The sequence below is a fragment of the Delftia lacustris genome (genome assembly GCF_040267515.1).
Taxonomy (GTDB): Bacteria; Pseudomonadota; Gammaproteobacteria; order Burkholderiales; family Burkholderiaceae_C; genus Comamonas; species Comamonas tsuruhatensis.
The window spans coordinates 6,149,178-6,172,894 of the sequence record NZ_CP141274.1; the positions used below are offsets into that span (position 1 = coordinate 6,149,178).

Genomic DNA, 23,717 nt, shown 5'->3' on the forward strand with positions numbered 1-23,717 from the left:
GTCAGTGTCCTCCGCCGCTGGCAGCGATCAGGCCCGGGACGCGCGAGCGCTTCTCGATGAAGGCCATGATGCGGTTGATGGCAAAGGCGGAGACCACGTACAGGCCGGTGACGGCCAGGTAGATCTCGATGCCGCGCGAAGTCTCTTCCTGCGCCTGCATGGCGAACATGGTCAGTTCGGCCACGGACACGGCAAACGCCACGGACGAGTTCTTGAACACGTTCATGGTCTCGCTGGTCAGCGGCGGAATGATGATGCGAAACGCCATGGGCAGCAGCACGTAGCGGTAGTACTGGAACGTGGTGAAACCCAGCGCCATGCCCGCGTACCGCTGGCCGCGCGGCAGCGCCTGGATGCCGGAACGCACCTGCTCGGCGATACGCGCCGAGGTGAAGAAGCCCAGCGCCAGCACCACGAGCACGAAGCCCGGCAGGGACTTCAGCGCAGGGAAGATGGACGGCACCACGTGGTACCACATGAAGATGTGGACCAGCAGCGGAATATTGCGGAACAGTTCGACCCAGGCATTGCCCAGCCGCACGATCCACGGCCGGTCGGGCAGCGTGCGCAGCGTGCCGATCAGCGAGCCGACGATCAATGCGATCAACAGCGACAGCAGCGACACGGAAATGGTCCAGCCCCAGGCCGACAGCATCCAGTCGAGGTAGGTGATGTCGCCGTTCTTGCCGAAGCAGCTTTGACCGACCTCTTGGGTAATGGTGTCCTGGCAGAACACCTGCCAATCCCAACTCATAGGAGCACCTCTTTATTCAGATTCTTGAAAAATGCACTACCGGCAAAAACGGCGCCGCAACAAAAAACGCCCCTTCCAACCGCATGGCAGAAGGGGCGGCATTCAGCTGGTGCTTACTTGACTTCGTACGACTCCATGGGCTTGTCGTTGGGGTTGGCCCATGCGTCCTTGGTGGCGTCGGACAGCGGCAGGCCGACCTTCACGTTGGCCGGGGGAATCGGCTGCATGAACCACTTGTCATAGAGCTTGGCCAGCGAGCCGTCGGCGATCTGGCGCTTGATGGAGTCGTCCACGGCCTTCTTGAAGGCGGGGTCGTCCTTGCGCAGCATGCAGGCGATGGGCTCGACCGACAGGGTTTCGCCGACGATCTTGTAGTCGGCAGGTGCCTTGGACTTGGAGATGTTGGCGGCCAGGATGGAGCCGTCCATGATGAAGGCGTCGGCACGGCCGGTTTCCAGCATCAGGAAGCTGTCGGCGTGGTCCTTGCCCATGACTTCCTTGAAGGTCAGGCCGTCGGCGCGCTTGTTCTTGCGCAGGGTCTGCACCGAGGTGGTGCCCGTCGTCGTGACGATGGTCTTGCCGTTCAGGTCCTTGATGCCGGTGATGCCGGAGTTGCCCTTGACGGCGATGCGCACTTCTTCCACATAGGTGGTCACGGCGAAGGCCACATCCTTTTGGCGGGCCTGGCTGTTGGTGGTGGAGCCGCACTCGATGTCCACGGTGCCATTGGTCACCAGGGGGATGCGGTTCTGCGAGGTGACGGGCTGGTACTTGATGTCCAGCTTGGCCAGGCCCAGCTGCTTCTGGATGTCGGCCAGCACGCGCTCGCCCATCTCGGTGTGGAAGCCCACGTACTTGCCATTGCCCAGCGTGTAGCCCAGGCCGGAGGATTCACGCACGCCCAGCGTCACGGCGCCGGAGGACTTGATCTTGGCCAGGGTGTCGCCAGCCTGCGCAAAAGCGCTGCCTGCAGCCAGGGCGGTCACGGCGATGGCCAACAAATGCTTCTTCATACGGGTCTCCTGAGATGAGAACGAAAACGGTCTTGAGAACGGTCAAGTCGCCTTGTGGGCTGGCTCGAACTATCAACGATGTGACACATATTGTGCAATCACGCACGGTGCTGGAGCACCGACACGTGCTAGGGCTTTCCAGCACGTCAGCCAGATTCAGGTAAGCAACTGCCGTGCCATGGCACGCGTTTTTTGCCCGATCCAGCGCGCCTGCGGGCCTGCACACGGCGTGGCTGCTGTGCGCGCACTCTAATGCCAGGCGTGGCAGCACAGCCAATGCCGTTTGCAGAAACCCTTATGCATGCCATGCACAATAGGTGTTTACCCTAGGCATAACCCATGCACCAAGTCGGTCTCTTGACGGGCTTTGCCGTGCACCAGCGTGCAGCAAAAAGGGGCTCGAGAGCCCCTTTGTCTTCATGTGTGCCGCCTGGCGTGTCAGCCGATGGTCTCGCCCTGCTCCAGCAGGAAGTTCCACAGCGCGCCGGCCACGCCCTGGGGCGCATCCTTGCTGGTGGGTTTTTCGCGGTAGGCGCGCACTTCCATGTCCATGCGGAAACCGTCGTCACCGGCAGGTGCGGCGCTGACCAGGCGGCCGGCCTCCAGCTCGTTGCGCACGGCGCTGAATGGCAAAAAGGCCACGCCATGGCCTTCCAGCGCCATGGCCTTGAGGCCTTCGGCCATGTCGGTCTCGTAGACGCGCTCCAGGTGCACGGCCTCGGCCGCTTCCTTGAGGATGAGTTCCGTCACGCGGCCCAGGTAGGCGCCCGGCGCATAGCCCAGGTAGGGCAGCGGCTGGCCCTGGCGGCCCGGCAGCTGGTGCAGCGGCAGGCCGTCGGCGTCGGGCCTGGCGTAGGGGGCGAGCACCTCATGGCCCAGGCTGACCATCTCGTAGCGCGCCGGGTCAAGCTGGAAGGGCTGGGACGGATGGAAGTAGGCGATCAGCAGGTCGCAGCCGCCCTCGACCAGGCGCATCACGGCGTCGTGCACGTTGAGCGCGAACAGCCGGCTGCGGAACGGCCCGAACTTGGCCTGCACGCTGGAGACCCAGTTCGGGAAGAAGGTGAAGGCCAGCGTGTGCGGCACGGCAAACCCCACCATGCCCTTGCCCGCGCTGACATGGGCCCGCAGCATGGTGCGCGTGCTCTGCAGCGACTGCAGCATCTCCAGCGCCTGGTCATACATGGTCTTGCCGGCCGGCGTGAGCCGGGTCGGGTAGGAGCTGCGGTCCACAAGGTCGGTGCCGGCCCAGGCCTCCAGTGCCTGGATGCGGCGCGAGAACGCAGGTTGCGTCACATGCCGCAGTTGGGCGGAGCGGCTGAAACTGCGTGTTTCAGCCAGGCTGACGAAATCTTCTAGCCATTTGGTTTCCATGCCCGCCATTATCCGCTGTGATGGAAGGCACCCCCTGAGCGGCTACGCCGCTTCCCCCTCTCTCTCCGGGAGGGGGACGGCACCCTCGGTGCGGGGCGACCCTTCGTCGGTGCCTCCACGCCGGGGCATGCCCGTATCAACGTCCCGCATGGGCCGCCACACTGAGGAAACCGCCATCTGATGCGGCGCTCGTATGCGCACATAATGGCGCTGCGCCGCATTTACCCAATGTGACATTTTTTCCTCACGGCCCCCGGCACACGACGCCGAGGAAGCTCAGTGACTGCATCTGCCCCGCCATGTGTAATTTTCTGACTCCCCGCGTCCATGTCATCCCCTCCCACCGAAAACGGCGCCGCTGAGACGCCTTCCCAGCCGGACGAGCCGCGTTCGCTGCGCATCGAGGACTGGCTCACCGTGGTCATCATGGCCCTGCTGGCCCTGATCACCTTCGCCAATGTGCTGGTGCGCTACTTCACCTCCTCGTCCTTCGCGTGGACCGAGGAAATCTCGGTCTTCCTGATGATCCTGCTGGCCATGGTCGCGGGCTCGGCGGCCGTGGCGCGCAACGCCCACATCCGCATCGAATACTTCGCCGAAGGCGGCAGCGCCCTGCGCAGGAAGCGCCTGGCGCGCTTCGGCACGCTGATGGTGGCCCTGCTGTTCGCGGTGATCGCCGCACTGAGCGTGCGCGTGGTCTGGGACGACTACCGTTTCGAGGAAACCTCGCCCGGCATCGGCGTGCCGCAGTGGTGGTATTCGATGTGGCTGCCCATCTGCTCGGCGCTGATCACGCTGCGCGCGCTGCAACTGTTCCTGCGCCAGGGGCGCCCCGGCGCCTTCGTGGACGAGGAGAAGGCGCCATGATCGCGACCCTGCTCTTCATCGCCTTCCTGGGCCTGATGCTCCTGGGCGTGCCCATCGGCGCGGCCCTGGGCCTTGCAGGTGCGGCCGCCATCGCGCTGGCCAGCCCCGACACGCAGTGGTTCGGCCTGCTGGCCGTGCCGCAGAACTTCTATGCCGGCCTGGGCAAGTACCCGCTGCTGGCGATTCCGATGTTCGTGCTCGTGGGCTCGATCTTCGACCGCTCGGGCGTGGCGCTGCGCCTGGTGAACTTCGCCGTGGCCATCGTGGGCCGTGGCCCCGGCATGCTGCCCCTGGTGGCGATTGCCGTGGCCATGTTCCTGGGCGGCATCTCGGGCTCGGGCCCGGCCAATGCCGCCGCCGTGGGCGGCGTGATGATCGCGGCCATGAGCCGCGCCGGCTATCCCGGCAGCTTCTCGGCCAGCGTGGTGGGCGCGGCCGCGGCCACCGACATCCTGATCCCGCCGTCCGTGGCCTTCATCATCTACTCGGTGCTGGTGCCCGGCGCCTCGGTGCCGGCGCTGTTTGCGGCCGGCATGATCCCCGGCATCCTGGCCGGCGTGGCGCTGATCGTTCCGGCCGTGTGGATGTCGCGCAGGCACAGGATGGGTGCGCTGGAATCGTCCATGCCGCGCCCGCCGTTCTGGCGCAGCCTGCGCGAGGCCTCCTGGGGCCTGGCCGCCCCGGTGCTGATCCTGGGCGGCATGCGCGCCGGCTGGTTCACCCCTACCGAGGCCGCCGTGGTGGCCGTGTTCTACGGCCTGTTCGTGGGCATGGTGATCCACCGCACCATCACGCTGCGCGACCTGTATCCCATCCTGCGCGAGGCCGGCGAGCTGTCGGCCGTGATCCTGCTGGTGGTGTCGCTGGCCGGCATCTTCGCGTTCTCGCTGTCCACGCTGGGCGTGATCGATCCGGTGGCCAAGGCCATCGTGGAATCGGGCCTGGGCGAGTACGGCGTGATGGCGCTGCTGATCCTGCTGCTGATCACCGTGGGCATGTTCCTGGACGGCATCTCCATCTTCCTGATCTTCGTGCCGCTGCTGCTGCCGATCATGCAGCACTACCACTGGGACCCGGTGTGGTTCGGCGTCATCCTCACGCTCAAGGTGGCGCTGGGCCAGTTCACGCCTCCGCTGGCCGTGAACCTGATGGTGTCCTGCCGCATCGCGGGCGTGCGCATGGAGTCCACCGTGCGCTGGGTCGGCCCCATGCTGCTGGCCATGTTCCTGGTGATGATCGCCGTGATCGCCTTCCCGCAGCTGGCTCTCTGGCTCCCAGCACGCCTGGGCTACTGATTTCCCAAAAATTCAACAAGGAGACCTTCGCAATGAAACTTCGCACTTTCCTCGCCAGCGGCCTGGCCGCAGCGGCGGCCCTGGCCCTTTCGTCCGCTCCCGCAATGGCGCAGACACCGGCCAAGTACAAGAGCGAGTACCGCATGTCGCTGGTGCTGGGCACGGCCTTTCCCTGGGGCAAGGGCGGCGAGATCTGGGCCAACAAGGTGCGCGAGCGCACCAACGGCCGCATCAACATCAAGCTCTACCCGGGCGTGTCCCTGATCCAGGGCGACCAGACGCGCGAATTCAGCGCGCTGCGCCAGGGCGTGATCGACATGGCCGTGGGCTCCACGCTGAACTGGTCGCCCCAGATCAAGGAGCTGAACCTGTTCGCCCTGCCCTTCCTGATGCCCGACTACGCGGCCGCCGACGCGCTCACGCATGGCGAGCCCGGCAAGCGCCTGTTCCAGCGCCTGGACAAGGCCGGCGTGGTGCCGCTGGCCTGGGGCGAGAACGGCTACCGCGAGATCAGCAACTCCAAGCACGCCATCAAGACCCCTGCCGACCTCAAGGGCCTGAAGATCCGCGTCGTGGGCTCGCCGCTGTTCCTGGACACCTTCACCGCGCTGGGCGCCAACCCCACGCAGATGAGCTGGGCCGATGCCCAGCCCGCCATGGCCAGCGGCGCCGTGGACGGCCAGGAAAACCCCGTCTCGGTCTACATGGCCGCCAAGCTGCAGTCCGTGGGCCAGAAGCATCTGACGCTGTGGGGCTACATCAACGATCCGCTGATCTTCGTGGTCAACAAGGACATCTGGGCCACCTGGACCAAGGAAGACCAGGACATCGTGCGTCAGGCCGCCGTGGACGCGGCCAAGGAGCAGGTCGTGATCGCGCGCAAGGGCATGATCGAGGCCGACAAGCCCCTGCTCAAGGACCTGGCCGCCAACGGCGTGACCGTGACCCAGCTCACGCCGGCCGAGCGCGAAGCCTTCGTCAAGGCCACGCGCCCCGTCTACGACAAGTGGAAGCAGCAGGTCGGCGCCGACCTGGTGGATGTGGCGGAGAAAGCCATTGCCGCGCGAACTCGTTAGAATGCTATCGGTTGATCGCACACTCCGGTAGAAGCAAAAGGCCCCGCTCTGCGGGGCCTTTTTTTCGCCATCCTGCTTCGCAAGGACGACCAGGACTTCAGCCCGCCCATCAAGGCATGCCTTGCTGCGAAGCCGGTCCAGCGAAATGGCACAGGCACAGCCCCTGCTGCCTATGGGGCAGGGGCACGGGCAGCGGCTCCCGCGTCCGTCGCGCCACCCAGCAACATATCTGCCCCCATCTCGCACAGCAGCTCCTCCAGTGCGCCCGAGGCGATCAGCGGCGAAGCCTCCAGCGAGGCAAAGCGCACCGTGCCCAGCACGGCCCGCGTGGCCACGTAAAGGCGCGCATAGGACAGCGAGGGGCCGCCCCAGCGCTGCAGGTGGGCGGCCATACGCTCGGCGGTCTCGCGCATGGACAGGGCAATGCGCTCGTCACCATCCTGGCGCCAGGCAAAGCGCGCCAGCTTGCGCCGCGCAGGCGTACGGCCCGCAAAGCCCTCGACGATGCAGGCGACCACGCCGCGCGCCACGGCCTCGCGCGGCAGGCCCTGCTCCGACGCCTGCTCCAGCCAGGCCTCGATGGCCGCGACGGCCGCACGGCGCTGGCCATCGACCATGGCGCGCAAGACGGCCTGCTTGTCGGGGAAGTACTGGTAGAGCGTGCCGATAGAGACGCCTGCGCGCTCGGCAATGCGATTGGTGGTGAGTGCGGCTTCGCCCTCCTTGACCAGAATCTGAGCTGCTGCCTGAACAATGGCCTGCAGCGTGCGCTGCGCACGGGCCTGCAAGGGCTGTCTTCTTCTCTGGGATTCAGTGGTAGCGGAGGTATGGGAGGGCATGCGGCAAAACCTGAGCACAAGGCGAGTTTTCTGCCCGGAGTTTAAGCACTACAGTGGCCGACCATTGCAGCAAATCCCAAGGAATACACCATGAAGAAGCATCAGCACACCGGCGTGTGGGAAGCCCTGCCGTGAAGGGCGTGCAACTGCTGGCCCTGGCCGCCGCCCTGTTCGACACGGCGGCCGCGCTGGCCCACTTCGCCTGCATCGTCTGGGGGGGACGTGGGCTGCGGCTCATGGGTGCCGGCGAGCGCATGGCGCGCATGGCCGAGGCCGGGCACTGGTATCCGCCGCTGGTGTCGGCGGCCATCGGCGTGGTGCTGTCGCTGCTGGCAGGGTATGCGCTGGCAGGCGCGGGCCTGCTGGGCCCCCTGCCCTTCATGCGTCCGGTGCTGGTCGGGGCCGGCCTGGTGCTGGTGGCGCGGGCCGTGGCCTATCCGTGGTTGAAACCACGCTTTCCGGACAACAGCGACCGCTTCTGGCATGTGTCCTCGGCCATCTGCCTGGTCATGGGGCTGCTGCACTTGGCAGCAGCTGCCGGGATGGCACAGGGCTGAATCCGGCCTCAGGCCGTGACCGGCGAGACCAGCGGGCGGCCTTCCAGGTGGCAGCGCATGTTGGCGATGAAGCGGTCCACCGAGGCCTGCACGGCTTCGGGCGACCAGCCGCCCACATGGGGCGTGAGCACCACGGCGTCCAGGTCCAGCAGTTCGGCCGGTGGCGCGGGTTCGCTTTCGTAGACATCCAGGCCCGCGCCGGCGAGGCGGCCTTCGCGCAGGGCGGCGGCCAGGGCGGCGGTATCGACCACGCTGCCGCGCGCGATATTGACCAGGTGGCCCTGCGGGCCCAGTGCGTCCAGCACCTGGGCGTTGACGAGATGGCGCGTACCCGGGCCGCCCGGCGTGGCGACCACCAGCACATCGGCCCACAGCGCCAGGGACAGCAGGTCGCCGAAGTAGCGGTGGGGCAGCCCGCTGCGCGGGCTGCGGTTGTGGTAGCCGATTTCCATCTCGAAGCCCAGCGCGCGCTGGGCGATCTTGGCGCCGATGGCGCCCATGCCCAGGATGCCCAGGCGCTTGTGCGAGACATTGGGCGGCAGCGGCATGGCGGTGCGCCAGACGCCGTCGCGCGTGGCGCGGTCCAGGCGCACCAGGCCGCGCACGGAGGCGATCAGCAGGCCCATGGCATGGTCGGCCACGCAGTCGTCATTGGTGCCTGCGCCGTTGCCCACGGCAATGCCGTGGGCCTGCGCATGGGCGACATCGATGTTCTCGTAGCCCGCGCCCAGCGCGCAGACCAGCCTGAGGGCGGGCATGCGCTGCATCTGCGCGGCCGACAGGCCGATGGAGCCTATGGTCAGCACGGCCTGTATGCGCGTGCCGTGCTCGGCGATGGCGGCCTCGCACTGGGCGGCGTCGGGCGCGTAGAGCAGGTCGAAGGAGGGAAAGGCCTGGGCCATCTGGCGCAGATGGGCCTCGGTATTGAAGTTGAGGACGAGCAGGGCAGGTTGCATGGCAGGAAGGCGGCGCCCGCCGCCACAGGGCGGGCCTTGGGGGAAAACCTCATTGTGCGCCGGCCGGGTCCAGCGCTACAGGTCCAGCACCAGCCGGGCGGATTTCGCGCGCGAGCAGCAGGGCAGGAACTGGTCGCAGGCGGCCTGCTCGTCCTCGGTCAGGTACATGTCGCGGTGCTCGGGCTCGCCCGAGAGCACACGCGTGAGGCAGGTGCCGCACACACCCTGCTCGCACGAGGTCTGCACCTCCACGCCGATGCCGGCCAGCGCCTGGACCACGGTCTGCTCGGGCGCCACGCGCACCACCTGGCCGGTGCTGGCGATCTCGATCTCGAACCCGGCATCGCCCTCGCGCTGCACGGCCTCGCCTGCAAAGAATTCGTAGTGCAGGCGGTCCTCGCTCCAGCCCGATGCGCGAGCCATGCCCAGGGCCGCGTCCATGAAGCCGCGTGGGCCACAGACATACAGGTGCAGGCCCGCCTGCGGGGCGCCCAGCAGCTGCGCCATGTCGAGCGCGCCCTCGCCATCCACATGCAGGTGCACGCGGTCGGCCCAGGGCATGGACTGCAGCAGGGCCGTGAAGGCCATGCGCTCGCGCGAACGCGCGCAGTAGTGCAGTTCGAAGTCTGCACCCTCGCGCGCCAGCTGGCGCGCCATGGCCAGCACGGGCGTGATGCCTATGCCGCCGGCCAGCAGCAGGTGCCGCGCAGGGCCACCCGCATGCAGCGCGAAGTGGTTGCGCGGCGCGCCGATGGCGATCTGCTGGCCTTCCTGCACCTGTTCGTGCACGGCGGCCGAGCCGCCGCGCGAGGCGGCCTCGCGCAGCACGCCGACCACGTAGCGGCCAGTGTCCTGCGGGTCGTTGCACAGCGAGTACTGGCGCACCAGGCCGCCGGGCAGGTGCAGGTCGATGTGCGAGCCGGCCGTGAAGGCGGGCAGGCTTTCGCCGTCCAGCGGCACGAGTTCAAGGCTGCAGATGTCCTGCGCCTCGGCGCATTTGCGCGCGACGCGCACCTGGAGGATGGGGTTGGCTTGCATGGGAAGAAATCGCGGAAAGGGATGGGTTCGGAAAAATCAGGCCGCCGCCAGCGCCCGGGCGCTGGCCTCGCGCAGCCGGCTGATCACGCGGCGCGCGCGGTTGGGGCCGGCGTCCACGTGGATATCGATGACGGGGCGCGCGCCAAAGCGCTGCTGGTTGCGGAACTGGGCCTCGATGACGACCTTGTCCTCCTCGAAGGTGGCAGCCGTCTGGTCGATCACCAGGCGCGTGGTGTCCTGCATGTCGGGATGCGGGTTGGTGGCAATGGTCCAGAAGTAGTGGGCCGAATGCTCGGTCTCCGGCGTCACGCCGTGAAATCCCCGCATGTGAAAGCCCTCGCGCTGCGGATCGTCGAGCCGGCCGCTGCCTGCGTCCATGGCGCCGGTCCAGATGCACACGTGCGAGGGGTGGAACTCCACCTCCTGCCAGCGGTCGATGCGGCCCGCGAACGGCCAGGCCGCCGCATAGGTGGGCGGCGGGTCGGAGTCGGGCATCCAGCGCAGCACGGTGACGCTGTCGCCCTCCTGGCGGACCTTGAGTTCGGCATTCATGTGGACGCCGGCGTTGCCGCCAATGGTCTTGAGGTGCACATAGCCCAGGTGGCTGAGGTCCAGCAGGTTGTCGTGGATGAGCTGGTAGGGCGCGTCGTAGTGGTAGACATCGCCGCCGAAGCGGTAGCGCGCATCGCCGTGCACGGGATAGGCGGGCGGCTCCTGCGCGGGCACGGAATCGGGCGTGGCGCCCATCCAGATCCAGAGGATCTGGTCACGCTCGCGCAGGTCGAAGGACTTGACGCAGGCCTTGGGCGGTATGCGCTGCTGGCCCGGAATCTCCAGGCACTGGCCGGCGCGGTCGAACAGCAGGCCGTGGTAGCCGCAGCGCAGGCCGCGCGCCTCCACCGTGCCGCAGGACAGCGGCAGCTCGCGGTGGCAGCAGCGGTCCTCCAGCGCGGCGACGCTGCCATCGGGCGTGCGAAACAGCACGACGGGCCGGCCCAGCAGGGTGCGTGCCAGTGGCGCGTCCTGCAGCTCCCAGGCAAAGCCGGCGACATACCACTGGTCCAGCGGGAAGGCAGGCGTGGAGGCAGGTGCAATGGTGGTGCATTCGGTCATGGGTTCTCCTTCTTGTCTGCAAGTCGCGCTCAATGCGCCGACAGCGTGCGGCCCGTGGCTGCGGGCCTGCCGGCTTCGGGCCCCTGCAGCCGGTGCAGCGACACGATGCAGGCCGCGAACACGAAGGCCAGGCCATAGCCCACATAGAGCTGGCTGGGCGACCACGCGGCGTCCAGCAGCGAGCCCGCGACCATGGGCGAGACGATGGCGCCGATGCGCCCTATGCCTATGCCCCAGCCCACGCCGGTCACGCGCACCTCGCCGCCATAGACCATGGGCGCGATGGCATAGAGCCCGGCCACGCAGCCGTTGACGAAGACGCCGATCAGAAAAGCCAGCGCATACGACAGCAGCAGCGAGCCCGGATTGCTCACGATGAAGCACAGCAGCACGGCCGTGGCCAGCATGAAGCCGGCCAGCGCGCGGTGCACGGGATAGCGCGCCGCCAGCAGGCCCAGCAAGGTGGCGCCCAGGATGCCGCCCAGGCTCAGCAGCACACCGCCGGTCACGCCCTGCTCGGGCGTGAGGCCCGAGGCGGCCAGCAGCTTGGGCGTCCAGCTCATGACGAAGTAAAAGCCGAACATCACCGCGAAGAACGACAGCCAGACCAGCAGCGTGGGCCGGCGCAGGCCCGGTGCGAACAGCTGCAGCGGGCCCCGCCGCGCCGGCCCCGCCGATGCAGGCGCGGCAGGCGGCAGCGCAGCCAATGCGGGCAGGCCCAGCCGCCCGACCAGGGCGTTGAGCCGCTGCAGCGCGCCGGCCGGGCGCCGCGCCAGCAGGAAGTCCATGGACTCGGGCAGTCGCCACCAGGCCAGGACCAGCACGCCCAGCGTCACGCAGCCGCCGAACAGGAAGACCGCGCGCCAGTCATGGCGCCCCAGCAGCCACACCGCGATGGAGCCGCCAATGCTGGCTCCCAGCGCATAGCCCGTGGACTGCAGCGTGACGGCCAGGCTGCGCCAGCGCTGCGAGGCGTATTCGCTGGCGATCACGTTGCTGCAGGCCAGGATGCCGCCCACGCCCAGGCCCGTGAGCACGCGCAGCGCCGCCAGCTGCGTGGCGCTCTGGCTGAAGGCCGAGCCCAGCATGCCCACGCCCGAGAGGGCCAGGCAGGCCAGGATCAGCGGCCGGCGGCCCAGCCGGTCGGCCCAGGGCGCGATCAACAGCGATCCGCCCGCCATGCCGAACAGGCCTGCACTGAGCAGAAAGCCCAGCTGGGCGCCGCTGAGCTGCCAGTGCGCCGACACGGCAGAGGCCGTGAACGCCATGACCAGGACGTCGAAGCCGTCGATCATGTTGAGCACCATGCACAGGGCTATGACCGACCACTGGAAGCGCGTCATGGGCCGCTGGTCGACGCTTGCACGCAGGTCGGCGCTCATGGCCGCAGCTCCCGCAACGGGCAGTTGGACGATGCGGCGGCGCAAGGCCGCTGCAGCCATGGAACAGGGGTAGAGGCAGTCATCGTGGGTCTCCTTGGGTTGAAGCTCTGTGGGAGCTTTCTTGTGTTCTCAACACATCATTACGTATGCTGAATGTGATTCAGTTTACTGAATGAAAATCGGCGCCAGATACCGGGATTTCCCCGATCAGGCGGGGCCGCGCAGTCTCGGACGCGGAGGCGGCCGGGCCGCTGTCAGTCGGATGAGGAAGCGTCGAGGGCGTCGCGTGCGTCGTGCAACTGCACGAACTTGCGCAGCAGGCGCTTGAACTCGGCCTGCTCCTCGGGCTCCAGCGCGGCCAGCATGCGGTTGTGCAGTTCGTGCACATTCGGCACGAAGCCGCCCAGCATGGCCTCGCCCTCGGCCGTGAGCGTCAGGCGCCGCTGGCGCCGGGGCAGGATCTCGCGCAGCACCCAGCCCTTGGCCTCCAGTCGCGCCGCGATGTCGGCCGTGGTGGAGTTGTCCAGCGCCACCAGCCGCGCCAGCGTTACCTGGTCGATACCCGGTTTTTCCTGCAGCATGCGCAGGATGGCGTACTGCACGGGCGTCACGTCCGGCCCCAGCACGTCGCGGAACAGCTGCGCCGCGATCTGCTGCGCGCGCCGGATCAGGTGGCCCGGCTGGTCGTAGAGGTCGATGGAAAGCGGATCGGAGGCGGAGTGGACCATCGGTGGCGGCAGGCCTTGCGGCCCTGGGGTTGAAGCCCGCCGAGATTACCCCATCCCCGGCGCCGGTCCTGGATGCGCGCCGGGCCATGGCCGGCCTCAGGCCACCGCGGCGGCAGGCTGGGCCGCTGCTGCGGCCACCGCCGCCGCCTGCTGTTCCTGCGCAATCCATTTGTCGATGACCTTGCGCGACTGCACGCCGCCCGCATCGATGTTGAGCTTGAGCAGCTTGCGGTCGGGGTGGGCACTGAGGTTGCGCTGCTGCAGCTCCAGCATCTGCAGGTCTTCGCTGAAGATCTTGTGCTGGCCCTCGCGTATGCGGTCGGTGACTTCGGCATCGCCCGGATTGAAGCGGCGCGCCATGCCCCAGAAGTACCACATGGACTCCTCGGTCTCCGGCGTGATGAAGTCCACCACCATGCTGTAGACCTTGTGCTCGTCGGGCGCGTCGTAGCCGCCGTGGCCTGCGTGGGCCACGCCGACCTCGATCAGCACATGGCTGGGCGGGGTGAAGCGGCAGACCTGCCAGCGGTCCACGGGCACATCGTCGGCCAGGCCGTTGCTGCGCAGCGCCATCTTCCAGAACGGGGGCGCGGTAATGTCGTTCATGAAGCGGCTGGTGACCACCTCGACATCGGCGCCCTCGCCGCGCGTCTCGGTCTTGCAGGGCGTCTCGTCGATCTCGGCCTGGCCGATGGAGCTGGCGTGCACATAGGTCTCGTGCGTCAGGTCCATGAGGTTGTCGATCATCAGCCGGTAGTCGGCCTGGATGTGGAACATGCCGCCGCCATAGGCCCATTCGGGGTTGTCGTGCCAGGGCAGCTTCGGGATGAGCGCGGCATCGGCCAGCGCCTTGTCGCCGGGCCAGACCCAGATGAAGCCATGGCGCTCCTCGACGGGATAGCTGCGGATCTCGGGGAAGCCGCGCACGCGCTGGCCCGGCATGGCAATGGTCTTGCCGTCGCAGCCCATCTCCAGCCCGTGGTAGCCGCAGACCAGCTTGCCCTCGCAGACAAAGCCCAGCGACAGGGGCGCGCCGCGGTGCGGGCAGAAATCCTCCACGGCGGCAATGCCGTGCTGCGCGCGGTAGAACGCGATGCGCTCGCCGCAGATGCTCCGGCCCAGCGGCTTGTCCTGGATCTCGTCGGACGTGGCGGCCACGTACCAGGTGTTCTTGGGAAATGTGCTCATGGGGGTCTCCTTTATGGGTGGGGTCCGCAGTCCTTGGCGCTGCGGTGGCTGGGGCGCAGGCGGCCGAGGCCGCCGGCGCACATCAAGGGCAGATCAAGCGCAGATCAAGCGCGGGTCAGACTCGAATCAGGCTCGGATCAACTGCACGCCAGGAACCGCATGGCTGCCGGGCTCGCTCACGGCTTCGCGCAGGTTGCGGCGCGCAATGCGCGAGTGCTCTTTCATCAGCGCCTCGGCCCGCGCGCCCTCGCGCGCGGCAATGGCGTCCAGCACCTGGCGGTGCTGGTCCTGGGCCACCATCAGGCTGTGGCGCGCACGCGGGGATTCGGCCCGCGCCAGCACAAAGCCCGAAGGCGAGGCGAAGGGCATGCGCACCACGCGCTCCAGCTCGCGCTGCATGACGCTGCTGCCGGCCATGGAGTGCAGCAGGTCGTGGAATTCGGAGTTCAGCGCCACATAGCGCGAGAAGGCCTCGTCGCCCCAGTCGGGCGTCTCCAGCACACGGTCGATGGCGTCCAGGCAGCGGCCGGCCTGGGCCAGCAGCGGCTCGGCCACGCCGCGCTCGGCCGCCCAGCGCGCGGCCAGGCCTTCCAGCGTGCCGCGCAGCTCGATGGCATCGGCCACATCGGCTTCGGAGAACAGCCGCACGCGGTAGCCGCGCCCGCCGGCCATGGCTTCGAGCAGGCCTTCCTGCTCCAGCCGCATCAGCGCGGCGCGCACCGGCGTGCGCGAGATGCCCAGGCGCTGCACCACGGTGAGCTCGGCGATGCGCTCGCCTGCGGGCAGTTCGCCCGCAAGAATCATCTCGCGCAGTTGCAGCTGGGCCTTGATGACCTGGGAGTGGCTCTCCGCTTCGGAGGCGGCGGGGGCAAGCTGGGGGCTCATGGGGCTTTGTCTGGATGGAATGGCGTGAATGTATACATCCAAGGCGATTCATGGTGCATTTTTCCGCAAAAACACGGGAAAACACCAATCAAATGTATACAACCAATCCCAGAAAAGACAGTGACCCGCCTGTTTGTATACATCGCCATGGCATCATGGCCGGCTCCCTTTTTCCCCTGCCGCTGCAACCCAGGAGGTCACCCTTGCCGACGTTTTCCCGACACCCCGCCATGGCCGCCCACATCCTCAACCTGGCACGGGATGCCAGCGCCGATGCGCAGGCTCCGCAGGCCTATCCGATCAAGGACTTCTTCCGCAATCCGGAACGCGGCTTCTTCCGCCTGGCCGATGACGGAAGCATGCTGGGCTTCATGCAGCCCGTCAGCGTGGACGGCCATCCGGCGCGCATGAACATCCATGTGCAGGCGCTGGAGGGCAGCACCCCTGTGGGCGAGCCGCGCCGCATCACGGCCGAGACCGAGCGCGACATCAGCAACTTCTTCTGGAAGGGCCCGGATGTAGTGCTCTACCAGAAGGACTTCGGCGGCGACGAGAACTTCCATGTGCTGGCGGTCAACGCGCGCAGCGGCGAAGCCACCGACCTGACGCCCTGGGACGGCGTGCGCGCCAGCATCGAGGACGACCTGGAAGACGACCCCGACCATGTGCTGATCAGCCACAACCAGCGCGATGCCGAGGTCTTCGACGTATACCGCGTGAACGTGCACACGGGCGCGGCGCAACTGGTGGCGCAGAACCCCGGCAACATCGTCGGCTGGCAGACCGACCACGCAGGCCGCGTGCGGGCCGCCGTGGCCAGCGACGGCCTGAATAGCGCCCTGCTCTACCGCGACGACGAGGCCGGCGAGTTCCAGCCCCTGATCACCACCGACTACCGCACCAGCGTCAGCCCGGCCTTCTTCACCTTCGACGACCAAAAGCTCTACGCCCTGTCCAACCGGGGCCGCGACAAGCTGGCCCTGGTGGTCATCGACCCGGCCCGGCCCGACGAGGAAGAAGAAATCTTCGTGCCCGAAGAAGTCGATCTGGGCGCGGCGGCCTATTCGCGCAAGCGCTGCGTGCTGACCCTGGCCGCCTACCAGACCGACAAGCCGCAGTACCGCTTCTTCGATGCCGAGACCGAAGCCCTGTACGGCCGGCTGGCTGCGCAGTTGCCGGGCTACGACTTCGCCATCCAGGGCGCCAACCGCGCCGAGGACAAGTTCATCGTCGCCGCATTCAACGACCGCACGCCGGGCGCGCGCTACATCTACGACGCGGCCGCCGATGCGCTGACCAAGCTGGCCGACATCAACCCGGCCATTCCCGAGTCCGCCATGTCGCGCGTGCAGCCCGTCAGCTACACCAGCCGCGACGGCCTGACCATCCACGGCTACCTGACCCTGCCGGCCGGCCGCGAGCCCCGGAACCTGGCCTGCATCATCAACCCGCACGGCGGCCCCTGGGCCCGCGACGGCTGGGGCTACAACCCCGAGGTGCAGTTCCTCGCCAACCGAGGGTTCTGCGTGCTGCAGGTGAACTTCCGGGGCTCCACGGGCTATGGCCGCGCGTTCTGGGAAGCGGGATTCGGCCAATGGGGCCTGAAGATGCAGGACGACATCACGGACGGCGTGCACTGGCTGATCGACCAGGGCATTGCCGACCCTGCGCGCATCGGCATCTACGGCGGCAGCTATGGCGGCTATGCCACGCTGGCCGGCGTGGCCTTCACGCCCGACCTGTATGCGGCGGCCGTGGACTATGTGGGCGTGTCCAACCTGTTCACCTTCATGAAGACCATTCCACCCTACTGGAAGCCGCTGCTGGACCAGATGCACGCCATGGTGGGCGATCCCGAGCGCGACAGGGAGCGCCTGGCCGCCACCTCGCCGGCCCTGCATGTGGACCGCATCAAGGCGCCGCTGTTCATCGCCCAGGGCGCGCGCGATCCGCGCGTGAACAAGGACGAGAGCGACCAGGTGGTGAAGGCGCTGCGCGAGCGCGGCGTCGAGGTGCAGTACATGGTCAAGGAAAACGAGGGCCACGGCTTTCACAACGACGAGAACAAGTTCGAGTTCTACGAAGCCATGGAGCAGTTCCTGGTCACGCACCTCAAGCCCTGAAGCCGTCCAGGCACCCGGCCGCCCGGTCCCTCGGCCGCCCCGCGCTACAGCACGGCGGGCTCCCCGCTTTGCTGCAGCGCCCACATGTCCGCATAGCGCCCGCCCGCCGCGACCAGCTGGCCGTGGGTGCCGCGCTCGACGATGCGGCCCGCGTCCATGACCAGGATCTCGTGCGCATCGACCACGGTGGACAGGCGGTGGGCAATCACCAGCGCCGTCTTGTTGCGCGCGGCGCTTTGCAGCTCGGCCTGGATGGCGCGCTCGTTGGCCGAGTCCAGCGCCGACGTCGCCTCATCGAAGATCAGGATGGGCGGGTCCTTGAGCAGGGTGCGCGCAATCGCCACCCGCTGCTTTTCGCCGCCCGACAGCTTGAGGCCGCGCTCGCCCACGCGCGTGGCATAGCCCTGGGGCGTGGCCTCGATGAAGTCGTGGATGCGCGCGGCGCGCGCGGCCGCCACCACCTGCTCGCGGCTGGCGCCAGGGCGGCCGTAGGCGATGTTGTATTCCACCGTGTCATTGAACAGCACCGTGTCCTGCGGCACGATGCCCACGGCGCCGCGCACGCTGTCCTGGGTCAGCTCGCGCAGGTCGTGCCCGGCGATGCGCACATGGCCGGACTGCACGTCGTAGAAGCGGAAGATCAGCCGCGCCAGCGTGCTCTTGCCCGAGCCCGAAGGGCCGACCACGGCCACGGTCTTGCCGGCGGGAATGGTGAAGCTCACGTCCTTGAGGATGGGCCGCTCGGGGTCATAGGCGAAGTCCACATGCTCGAAGCGCAGCTCGGGCGGTGCGCCATGGGTCTGCAGCGGCTGGGCGCCGGGCGCGTCGGCCACCTCGCGTTCCTTGTCCATGAGGGTGAACATGCGCTCCAGGTCGGTCAGGCTCTGCTTGATCTCGCGGTAGATCACGCCCAGAAAGCCCAGTGGAATGTAGAGCTGGATCATGAAGGCGTTGACCATGACCAGGTCGCCCAGCGACAGGCGGCCATCCACCACGCCCTGCGTGGCGCGCCAGAGGATGGCGACCAGGGCCGTGGCGATGATCAGCTGCTGCCCGCAGTTGAGCATGCTCAGCGTGGTCTGGCTCTTGAGACGCACGCGGCGCAGCGCCTCCAGGTTCTCGTCATAGCGCCGCGCCTCGAAGCCCTCGTTGCCGAAGTACTTGACGGTCTCGTAGTTCAGCAGCGAGTCGATGGCCTTGGTGTGCGCCGCCGACTCCTGGGCATTGGCCTCGCGCCGAAAGCGCGTGCGCCACTCGGTCACCGTGACCGTGAACGTGATGTAGAACACCAGCGCCGCCAGCGTGATGACCGCGAACCAGATGTCGAAGCGCAGCGCCAGGATGCCCAGCACCAGCGCCATCTCGATGAAGGTGGGCAGGATGCTGTAGAGCGAATACGAGATCAGCGACTCGGTGCTGCGCACGCCGCGCTCGATGTCGCGCGTCATGCCGCCGGTCTGGCGCTCCAGGTGAAAGCGCAGGCTCAGCGCATGCAGGTGCTCGAAGGTGGACAGCGCAATCGCCCGCGAGGCGCCCTGCGTGGCCTTGGCAAAGACCAGGTCGCGCAGCTCGGTGAACAGCGAGCTGGAAAAGCGCAGCAGCCCGTAGGCCAGCAGCAGGGCCACGGGCACGACGAGCACGGCCCGGGCGTCGCCGGCCTTCAGATCCAGCTCATCGACCAGGTGCTTCAACAACACCGGCACGCCCACGTTGGCGAGCTTGGCCCCGATCATGAAGCCCAGCGCCGCCAGCACGCGCCACTTGTATTGCCACAGGTAGGGCAGCAGGCGCCGCAGCGCGTTCCAGTCCCGCGACGGTGCCGGGGTTGGGACTAAGGGTAAATCCGTAGGGGAAGCGCTCTCGCGTCGCATGAAAGACAATTCTCGGTTGTTATATTGACCCGATTGTGCCCATGCCACCCCGCCCAGACCTCCCGCCCCATCCCTTGCCCGCAGACAAGGAGCTGGTTCTCAAGGTCATTCCCATGCCTGCCGATGTCAACGCCAATGGCGACATCTTCGGCGGCTGGGTCATGGCGCAGGTTGACTTGGCAGGTTCGGTGCTGCCCTCGCGCCTGGGCCAGAGCCGCATGGTCACCGTGGCCGTGAACGAGTTCATCTTCAAGCAGCCCGTGCGTGTGGGCGACATCCTGTCGTTCTACTCCAGCGTGCAGCGCGTGGGCCGCACCTCGGTCACGGTCGATGTCGAGGTCTATGCCGAGCGCTTTGCCGACCAGGGCCGCTTCGTCAAGGTGACCGAAGCCCTGCTGACCTACGTGGCCATCGACGGCCAGGGCAAGCCCCAGTCGCTGCCGGACAACGACCAGGTGCGTTCCTGGCGCGCAGCGGCCGAGCGCAATGCAGAACGCAAGCAGCAGCAGGCCGGCTGAACCCGCCCCGCCTCTGCAGCCATGAAAAAGCGACCTTCGCAGGTCGCTTTTTCATTTCCGGCGCAGGGGTGGCTCAGGCCAGCGAGGGCGTGACGCGCGGCTGCAGCGAGGCGGCTGCGGTGGCCGCAGCCAGGGCCGCGGAACTGCTGGCGGCGCTGTCGCTGGAGGCGGCCGACGAGGAAGAGGACAGGCTGGAGGCGCTGGACGCCACGGCCGAACCCGAAGATGAACGCGGCGAGGAACCGGCCTCGATCTGGCCCGTGAGCTCGCCGCCCTCTTCGATCACCACCTTGCCGTAGCGGATCTTGCCGCTGACCTTGCCCGTGCCGTAGATGACCAGCTTCTCGCGCACGGTCAGCGTGCCGTCGAACACGCCATGGATCTCGGCGATGTCGATTTCGGCCGTGCCGTGGAAGGCACCCTGCTCGGCGATCTGGATCACGCGCGAGTCCATGGTGGCCTCCACCGTGCCTTCGACGACCAGCGTGTCGCAGTCGGTGATCTCCACGCCCTTGAGCTTGATATTGGGGCCTACGGTGAGCTTGCTGCCCTGGGAGTCCTGCGCCACGGCCGATGCCTGGCGCTGGGCGGTCGACGGACTTGTCACGCTGGAGCTGGGCGTGACGGCACCGGAGGGGCTGCCGCCCGTACCGGTGGCGCCTATGCCGCTGCCCAGGGTGTTGCGGGAGGTGAAAGCATCGTTGTCGCGCTTGCCAAAGAACGGGTTCTGAACAGCCATGGGTGGGTCTCCTTCGGAAAAATCCGATGCTACGCACACGAACTGGCAACAAATGCCGGCATCTCGCAAGAAAAGTAACCAGATAGTTCTCCCGTTTCATGTGCTTGCAAGCCTTTCTCGATCACACACCGCGCATGCGCAGGTCGCGCAGCGGACATGCGCAAATCAATAGGTGCATCTACACTCATTTCCATTACAGGCCACCTGCCCCACGCCCCATGACCTCCTCCACCTCAAGCGCCGCCAGTCCGGTCTGCACCTGCTTCATGGTGCGCAGCCTGTCGCGCAAGATCTCCCAGCTCTATGACGACACGCTCGCGCCCAGCGGCCTGCGCGGCACGCAGTTCAGCCTGCTGGTGCAGGCGCGCAATGCGCCCGACGGCCCGCCCACCGTCTCGGCCCTGGCCGAGCAGTTGCACACCGACCGCACGACGATGACGCGCAACCTGCGCACGCTGCAGCAGGCCGGCTTCATCGACCTGGTTCCCGGCGCGGATGCGCGCAGCCGCTGCGTGGTGGTCACGCCCGAAGGCCGCGCCCGCATCCGCGAGGCTGCCGCCCTGTGGCGCCAGGCCCAGCTGCGCGTGCGCGAGCTATGCGGCAGCGAGCAGATCGGCGCGCTGGAAAGCCTGGTGCTGGGCATGCTGCCCGTGCTGGAAACCGCCACGCAGGAGAGCGCGGAATGAGCGCCGCCCTGTCCTCCGCAGCCCCTGGCGCTGCGGCCAGCGGGTCCGCGCATCCGTTGGTCAGTGGCCCCATCGCCTCCACCCTGATGCGCCTGGCCGTGCCCAACATGGTGGCGCTGAGCATGTCGGTGCTGGTCGCCGTGGCCGAGACCTACTACGTAGGGCAGCTGGGAACCGTGTCGCTGGCGGCCATGGCCCTGGTGTTTCCGCTGGCCATGCTCACGCAGATGATGAGCAACGGCGCCATGGGCAGCGGCGTGTCCTCGGCCATCAGCCGCGCGCTGGGCGCGGGCGACGGCGCGCGTGCCTCGGCACTGGCCCTGCACTCCATCGTCATCGGCACCATCGCAGGCCTGCTGTACTCGCTCATCTTCGTGCTCTGCGGCGCCACCTTCTACAGCTGGCTGGGCGGGCGCGGCGAGGTGCTGGCAGCGGCCACAGGCTTTGGCGCCGTGCTGTTCAGCGGCGCCATCCTGGTGTGGCTGTGCAATACGCTGGCATCGGTGGTGCGGGGCACGGGCAATATGCGCATGCCGTCGGCCGTGATCTTTGCGGCCTCGCTGGTGCAGATCGCTGTCGGCGGCACGCTGGGGCTGGGCCTGGGACCCATGCCGCGCTGGGGCATGCCGGGCGTGGCCGTGGGCAACATCGTGGCCATGGCACTGGCCGTCGCAGTCTTCCTGGCCTATCTGCAATGGGGCCAGCAGCGCCTGCAACTGGACTGGCGCAGGCCCCGCCTAGCCTGGCCCATGTTCCGCGACATCCTGCGCGTGGGGGCCCTCGCCTGCCTGTCCCCCGTGCAAACGGCGCTGGCCGCGCTGCTGCTGACAGGCATGGTCGCCCGCCTGGGCCCGCTGGCACTGGCCGGCTACGGCATTGGCCAGCGGCTGGAGTTCCTGCTGATCCCCATGGCCTTCGGCGTCGGCATGGCCGCCGTGCCCATGGTGGGCATGGCCATGGGCGCCGGCCAGGTGGCCCGTGCGCGCCGCGTGGCCTGGTCGGGCGGCGCCATGGCTGCGGCCCTGCTGGGCGTGCTGGGGCTGGTGGTCATGGTCTGGCCGCAGCTGTGGTCGGGCATTTTCACCGGCGACCCGGCCGTGCGCGCCTACGCCGACCTCTACCTGCGCACCGTGGGCCCGGCCTTCGGGCTGTTCGGCCTGGGACTGGTGCTGTACTTCGCGTCCCTGGGCGCAGGCCGCGTCTGGGCGCCCGTGCTGGCCGGCACCGTGCGCCTGCTGATCGTGGTGGTGGGCGGCGGCTGGCTCATGTCCAGCGGCCTGGGCAGCGCCCAGTCGCTGTTCATCCTCGTGGCCGTGGCCATGGCCGCCTATGGCGCAGGCACGGCCTGGGCCGTGTGGCGCGCGCACTGGGGGTGAAGAAACACAAAAAGAAGGCCCGCAGTCAGCGGGCCATGCTTCAAGAAACGATGTACGCCGCCGTCCCCGTGGACAGCAAGCTGCCATCGGCCCCCAGGAATTCCATGCGCGTGTTGGCCACGCGCGAACCCAGCCGCAGCACCTCGGCGCGCAGGATGAATTCGCTGCCTATGCCGGGGCGCAGGTAGTCCACGCGCAGGTCGATGGTGCCCAGGCGCGAGAAGCGGTGCAGGCGCTGCAGCGGTGCGTCGTCCATGTGCTTGGCGCCGATGGCCGCCATGACGGCCAAGCCGCCCATGGAGTCCAGGCCGGCGCTGATCACGCCGCCGTGGATGCGCTGGTAGGCGGCGTGGCCTATGAGCTCGGCCCGCATGGTGATGCGGCCTTCAACCCGCTCGGGCAGCACTTCGGTGATGCGCAGGCCCAGCACCTGGTTGAAGGCGATCTGGCGCTCGAACACTTCGCGCAGCCCGGCGATGAACTCGGGCTCGAACTGCACGGGCGCCTCGGAGGCCTCGGAGGCCTTCGTGGATTTCAGCACTGGCTGAAGTCCGGCTTGCGCTTCTCCATGAACGCGGTGAACGCCTCCTTGGCAGCAGGCCCGCCCATCAGCTTGCCGAAGCTCGCGCCCTCCTCGGCCATGCGCTCGCGCACCAGGCCGGACTGGCCGGCCTTCATGAGGCGCTTGGTCTCGATCAGGGCCGACAGCGGCTTGGCCGCCAGCTTCCTGGCCTGGGCCTGGGCCAGCGCATTGCATTCGCTGGGCGGCACGACGCGGTTGACCAGGCCCACTTCCAGGGCGGCCTCGGCCAGGAAGGGCTCGCCCAGCAGCAGGGCCTCGGCCGCGCGGTGGTAGCCGAGCATCTGGGGCAGCAGCAGGCTGGAGGCCGCTTCGGGGCACAGGCCCAGGTTCACGAAGGGCAGCGAGAAGGCCGCGTTGTCGCCCGCATAGACCAGGTCGCAGTGCAGCAGCAAGGTGGTGCCGATGCCCACGGCCGGGCCGCAGACGGCGGCGATCACGGGCTTGGGAAAGGCGGCGATGTTGTGCAGGAAGCGCCAGACAGGGCGCTGCTCGCCCTCCGGCCTGGCGGCGCCGCCGGCCGACTGCTTGAGGAAGTCGGCAATGTCGTTGCCCGCGCTGAAGATGGCCATGTCGCCCTGGAAGACCACGCAGCGCACGGCGGCGTCTTCGCCGGCCTGGGCCAGCGCATCGGCCATGCTGGCGTACATGGCCTCGGTGATGGAGTTCTTCTTGTCTGCGCGGTTGAAGGTGATGGTGCAGACACCGGCTTCGGTGTGCACGAGGATGTCCTGGGTGGTTTCGCTCATGATGGTCTTG

At 67.9% G+C, this 23,717-nt stretch carries 23 protein-coding genes; 8 read left to right on the forward strand and 15 right to left on the reverse strand.

Annotation, left to right across the window (positions count from 1 at the left end; all coding sequences use genetic code 11):
• Window position 1: 1 nt before the first annotated feature.
• From U6958_RS29575 to U6958_RS29585, 3 genes are all read right to left on the reverse strand, one after another.
• Window positions 2-754: an amino acid ABC transporter permease gene (locus U6958_RS29575; RefSeq protein WP_016450273.1), complete on the reverse strand. Its 753-nt coding sequence runs from the start codon at window positions 752-754 to the stop codon at window positions 2-4.
• Between the two features lie 113 nt (window positions 755-867).
• Window positions 868-1,767, reverse strand: coding sequence for a transporter substrate-binding domain-containing protein (locus U6958_RS29580; RefSeq protein ID WP_016450272.1), 900 nt, complete (start codon window positions 1,765-1,767; stop codon window positions 868-870).
• A gap of 438 nt (window positions 1,768-2,205) precedes the next feature.
• On the reverse strand, window positions 2,206-3,141 hold the full coding sequence (locus tag U6958_RS29585) for a LysR substrate-binding domain-containing protein (RefSeq protein ID WP_016450271.1): 936 nt from the start codon (window positions 3,139-3,141) through the stop codon (window positions 2,206-2,208).
• Between the two features lie 327 nt (window positions 3,142-3,468).
• Between U6958_RS29585 and U6958_RS29590 the strand changes: the two genes are divergently transcribed.
• Genes U6958_RS29590 through U6958_RS29600 form a run of 3 tightly spaced genes read left to right on the forward strand, consistent with a single transcriptional unit; the run spans window position 3,469 to window position 6,379 of the window.
• Window positions 3,469-4,008: a TRAP transporter small permease gene (locus tag U6958_RS29590; RefSeq protein ID WP_016450270.1), complete on the forward strand. Its 540-nt coding sequence runs from the start codon at window positions 3,469-3,471 to the stop codon at window positions 4,006-4,008.
• Complete coding sequence (locus U6958_RS29595; protein ID WP_016451794.1) at window positions 4,005-5,303, forward strand: TRAP transporter large permease; 1,299 nt, start codon at window positions 4,005-4,007, stop codon at window positions 5,301-5,303. The genes U6958_RS29590 and U6958_RS29595 overlap by 4 nt, the downstream gene beginning before the upstream one ends.
• Window positions 5,304-5,335: 32 nt before the next feature.
• The gene (locus U6958_RS29600) at window positions 5,336-6,379 is read left to right on the forward strand and encodes a DctP family TRAP transporter solute-binding subunit (protein ID WP_046240113.1); all 1,044 of its coding nucleotides are present in this window, start codon (window positions 5,336-5,338) and stop codon (window positions 6,377-6,379) included.
• A 170-nt stretch (window positions 6,380-6,549) separates the two neighbouring features.
• Here U6958_RS29600 and U6958_RS29605 read toward each other — a convergent pair whose 3' ends face one another.
• Window positions 6,550-7,167: a TetR/AcrR family transcriptional regulator gene (locus U6958_RS29605; RefSeq protein ID WP_244160429.1), complete on the reverse strand. Its 618-nt coding sequence runs from the start codon at window positions 7,165-7,167 to the stop codon at window positions 6,550-6,552.
• 167 nt (window positions 7,168-7,334) lie between these two features.
• Between U6958_RS29605 and U6958_RS29610 the strand changes: the two genes are divergently transcribed.
• A complete protein-coding gene (locus U6958_RS29610) occupies window positions 7,335-7,775 on the forward strand; it encodes a hypothetical protein (protein WP_227740846.1) in 441 nt (146 codons plus the stop codon).
• Window positions 7,776-7,783: 8 nt separating this feature from the next.
• Here the strand turns inward: U6958_RS29610 and U6958_RS29615 are convergent, their stop codons facing one another.
• The 7 genes from U6958_RS29615 to U6958_RS29645 all read right to left on the reverse strand — a co-directional run bounded on the left by U6958_RS29615 (window position 7,784) and on the right by U6958_RS29645 (window position 15,065).
• Window positions 7,784-8,731: a 2-hydroxyacid dehydrogenase gene (locus tag U6958_RS29615; RefSeq protein WP_074920480.1), complete on the reverse strand. Its 948-nt coding sequence runs from the start codon at window positions 8,729-8,731 to the stop codon at window positions 7,784-7,786.
• A gap of 75 nt (window positions 8,732-8,806) precedes the next feature.
• Window positions 8,807-9,769, reverse strand: a complete 963-nt coding sequence (locus U6958_RS29620; RefSeq protein ID WP_016451799.1) for a PDR/VanB family oxidoreductase — start codon at window positions 9,767-9,769, stop codon at window positions 8,807-8,809.
• Between the two features lie 36 nt (window positions 9,770-9,805).
• Window positions 9,806-10,882: an aromatic ring-hydroxylating dioxygenase subunit alpha gene (locus U6958_RS29625; protein ID WP_074920481.1), complete on the reverse strand. Its 1,077-nt coding sequence runs from the start codon at window positions 10,880-10,882 to the stop codon at window positions 9,806-9,808.
• Window positions 10,883-10,911: 29 nt separating this feature from the next.
• Window positions 10,912-12,264 carry an MFS transporter gene (locus U6958_RS29630; RefSeq protein WP_016451801.1) on the reverse strand — a complete coding sequence of 451 codons (1,353 nt, stop codon included), beginning with the start codon at window positions 12,262-12,264 and terminating at the stop codon, window positions 10,912-10,914.
• 254 nt (window positions 12,265-12,518) lie between these two features.
• Complete coding sequence (locus U6958_RS29635; protein ID WP_016446419.1) at window positions 12,519-12,992, reverse strand: MarR family winged helix-turn-helix transcriptional regulator; 474 nt, start codon at window positions 12,990-12,992, stop codon at window positions 12,519-12,521.
• 96 nt (window positions 12,993-13,088) lie between these two features.
• Window positions 13,089-14,180: an aromatic ring-hydroxylating dioxygenase subunit alpha gene (locus U6958_RS29640; RefSeq protein ID WP_074920482.1), complete on the reverse strand. Its 1,092-nt coding sequence runs from the start codon at window positions 14,178-14,180 to the stop codon at window positions 13,089-13,091.
• 126 nt (window positions 14,181-14,306) lie between these two features.
• On the reverse strand, window positions 14,307-15,065 hold the full coding sequence (locus U6958_RS29645) for a GntR family transcriptional regulator (RefSeq protein ID WP_016451803.1): 759 nt from the start codon (window positions 15,063-15,065) through the stop codon (window positions 14,307-14,309).
• 230 nt (window positions 15,066-15,295) lie between these two features.
• Between U6958_RS29645 and U6958_RS29650 the strand changes: the two genes are divergently transcribed.
• The gene (locus tag U6958_RS29650; RefSeq protein WP_143044495.1) at window positions 15,296-17,188 is read left to right on the forward strand and encodes a S9 family peptidase; all 1,893 of its coding nucleotides are present in this window, start codon (window positions 15,296-15,298) and stop codon (window positions 17,186-17,188) included.
• A 44-nt stretch (window positions 17,189-17,232) separates the two neighbouring features.
• Here U6958_RS29650 and U6958_RS29655 read toward each other — a convergent pair whose 3' ends face one another.
• Window positions 17,233-19,059, reverse strand: coding sequence for an ABC transporter ATP-binding protein/permease (locus U6958_RS29655; protein ID WP_074920484.1), 1,827 nt, complete (start codon window positions 19,057-19,059; stop codon window positions 17,233-17,235).
• A gap of 41 nt (window positions 19,060-19,100) precedes the next feature.
• On the opposite strand from U6958_RS29655, the gene U6958_RS29660 reads away from it, so the two are divergent.
• On the forward strand, window positions 19,101-19,577 hold the full coding sequence (locus U6958_RS29660) for an acyl-CoA thioesterase (RefSeq protein ID WP_012203278.1): 477 nt from the start codon (window positions 19,101-19,103) through the stop codon (window positions 19,575-19,577).
• 73 nt (window positions 19,578-19,650) lie between these two features.
• Here U6958_RS29660 and U6958_RS29665 read toward each other — a convergent pair whose 3' ends face one another.
• Complete coding sequence (locus U6958_RS29665; protein ID WP_074920485.1) at window positions 19,651-20,316, reverse strand: polymer-forming cytoskeletal protein; 666 nt, start codon at window positions 20,314-20,316, stop codon at window positions 19,651-19,653.
• 218 nt (window positions 20,317-20,534) lie between these two features.
• On the opposite strand from U6958_RS29665, the gene U6958_RS29670 reads away from it, so the two are divergent.
• Both U6958_RS29670 and U6958_RS29675 read left to right on the forward strand, forming a co-directional pair.
• Window positions 20,535-21,002, forward strand: a complete 468-nt coding sequence (locus U6958_RS29670) for a MarR family winged helix-turn-helix transcriptional regulator (protein ID WP_043789930.1) — start codon at window positions 20,535-20,537, stop codon at window positions 21,000-21,002.
• Window positions 20,999-22,378: an MATE family efflux transporter gene (locus U6958_RS29675; RefSeq protein ID WP_074920486.1), complete on the forward strand. Its 1,380-nt coding sequence runs from the start codon at window positions 20,999-21,001 to the stop codon at window positions 22,376-22,378. Before U6958_RS29670 ends, U6958_RS29675 begins: the two co-directional genes overlap by 4 nt.
• A 40-nt stretch (window positions 22,379-22,418) precedes the next feature.
• Here the strand turns inward: U6958_RS29675 and U6958_RS29680 are convergent, their stop codons facing one another.
• Together U6958_RS29680 and U6958_RS29685 are read right to left on the reverse strand one after the other, a co-directional pair.
• The gene (locus U6958_RS29680) at window positions 22,419-22,919 is read right to left on the reverse strand and encodes a thioesterase family protein (RefSeq protein ID WP_074920487.1); all 501 of its coding nucleotides are present in this window, start codon (window positions 22,917-22,919) and stop codon (window positions 22,419-22,421) included.
• Entirely contained in the window at window positions 22,913-23,707 is a 795-nt protein-coding gene (locus U6958_RS29685; protein ID WP_013804194.1) for an enoyl-CoA hydratase, read from the reverse strand. Before U6958_RS29685 ends, U6958_RS29680 begins: the two co-directional genes overlap by 7 nt.
• Between the last annotated feature and the right edge of the window lie 10 nt (window positions 23,708-23,717).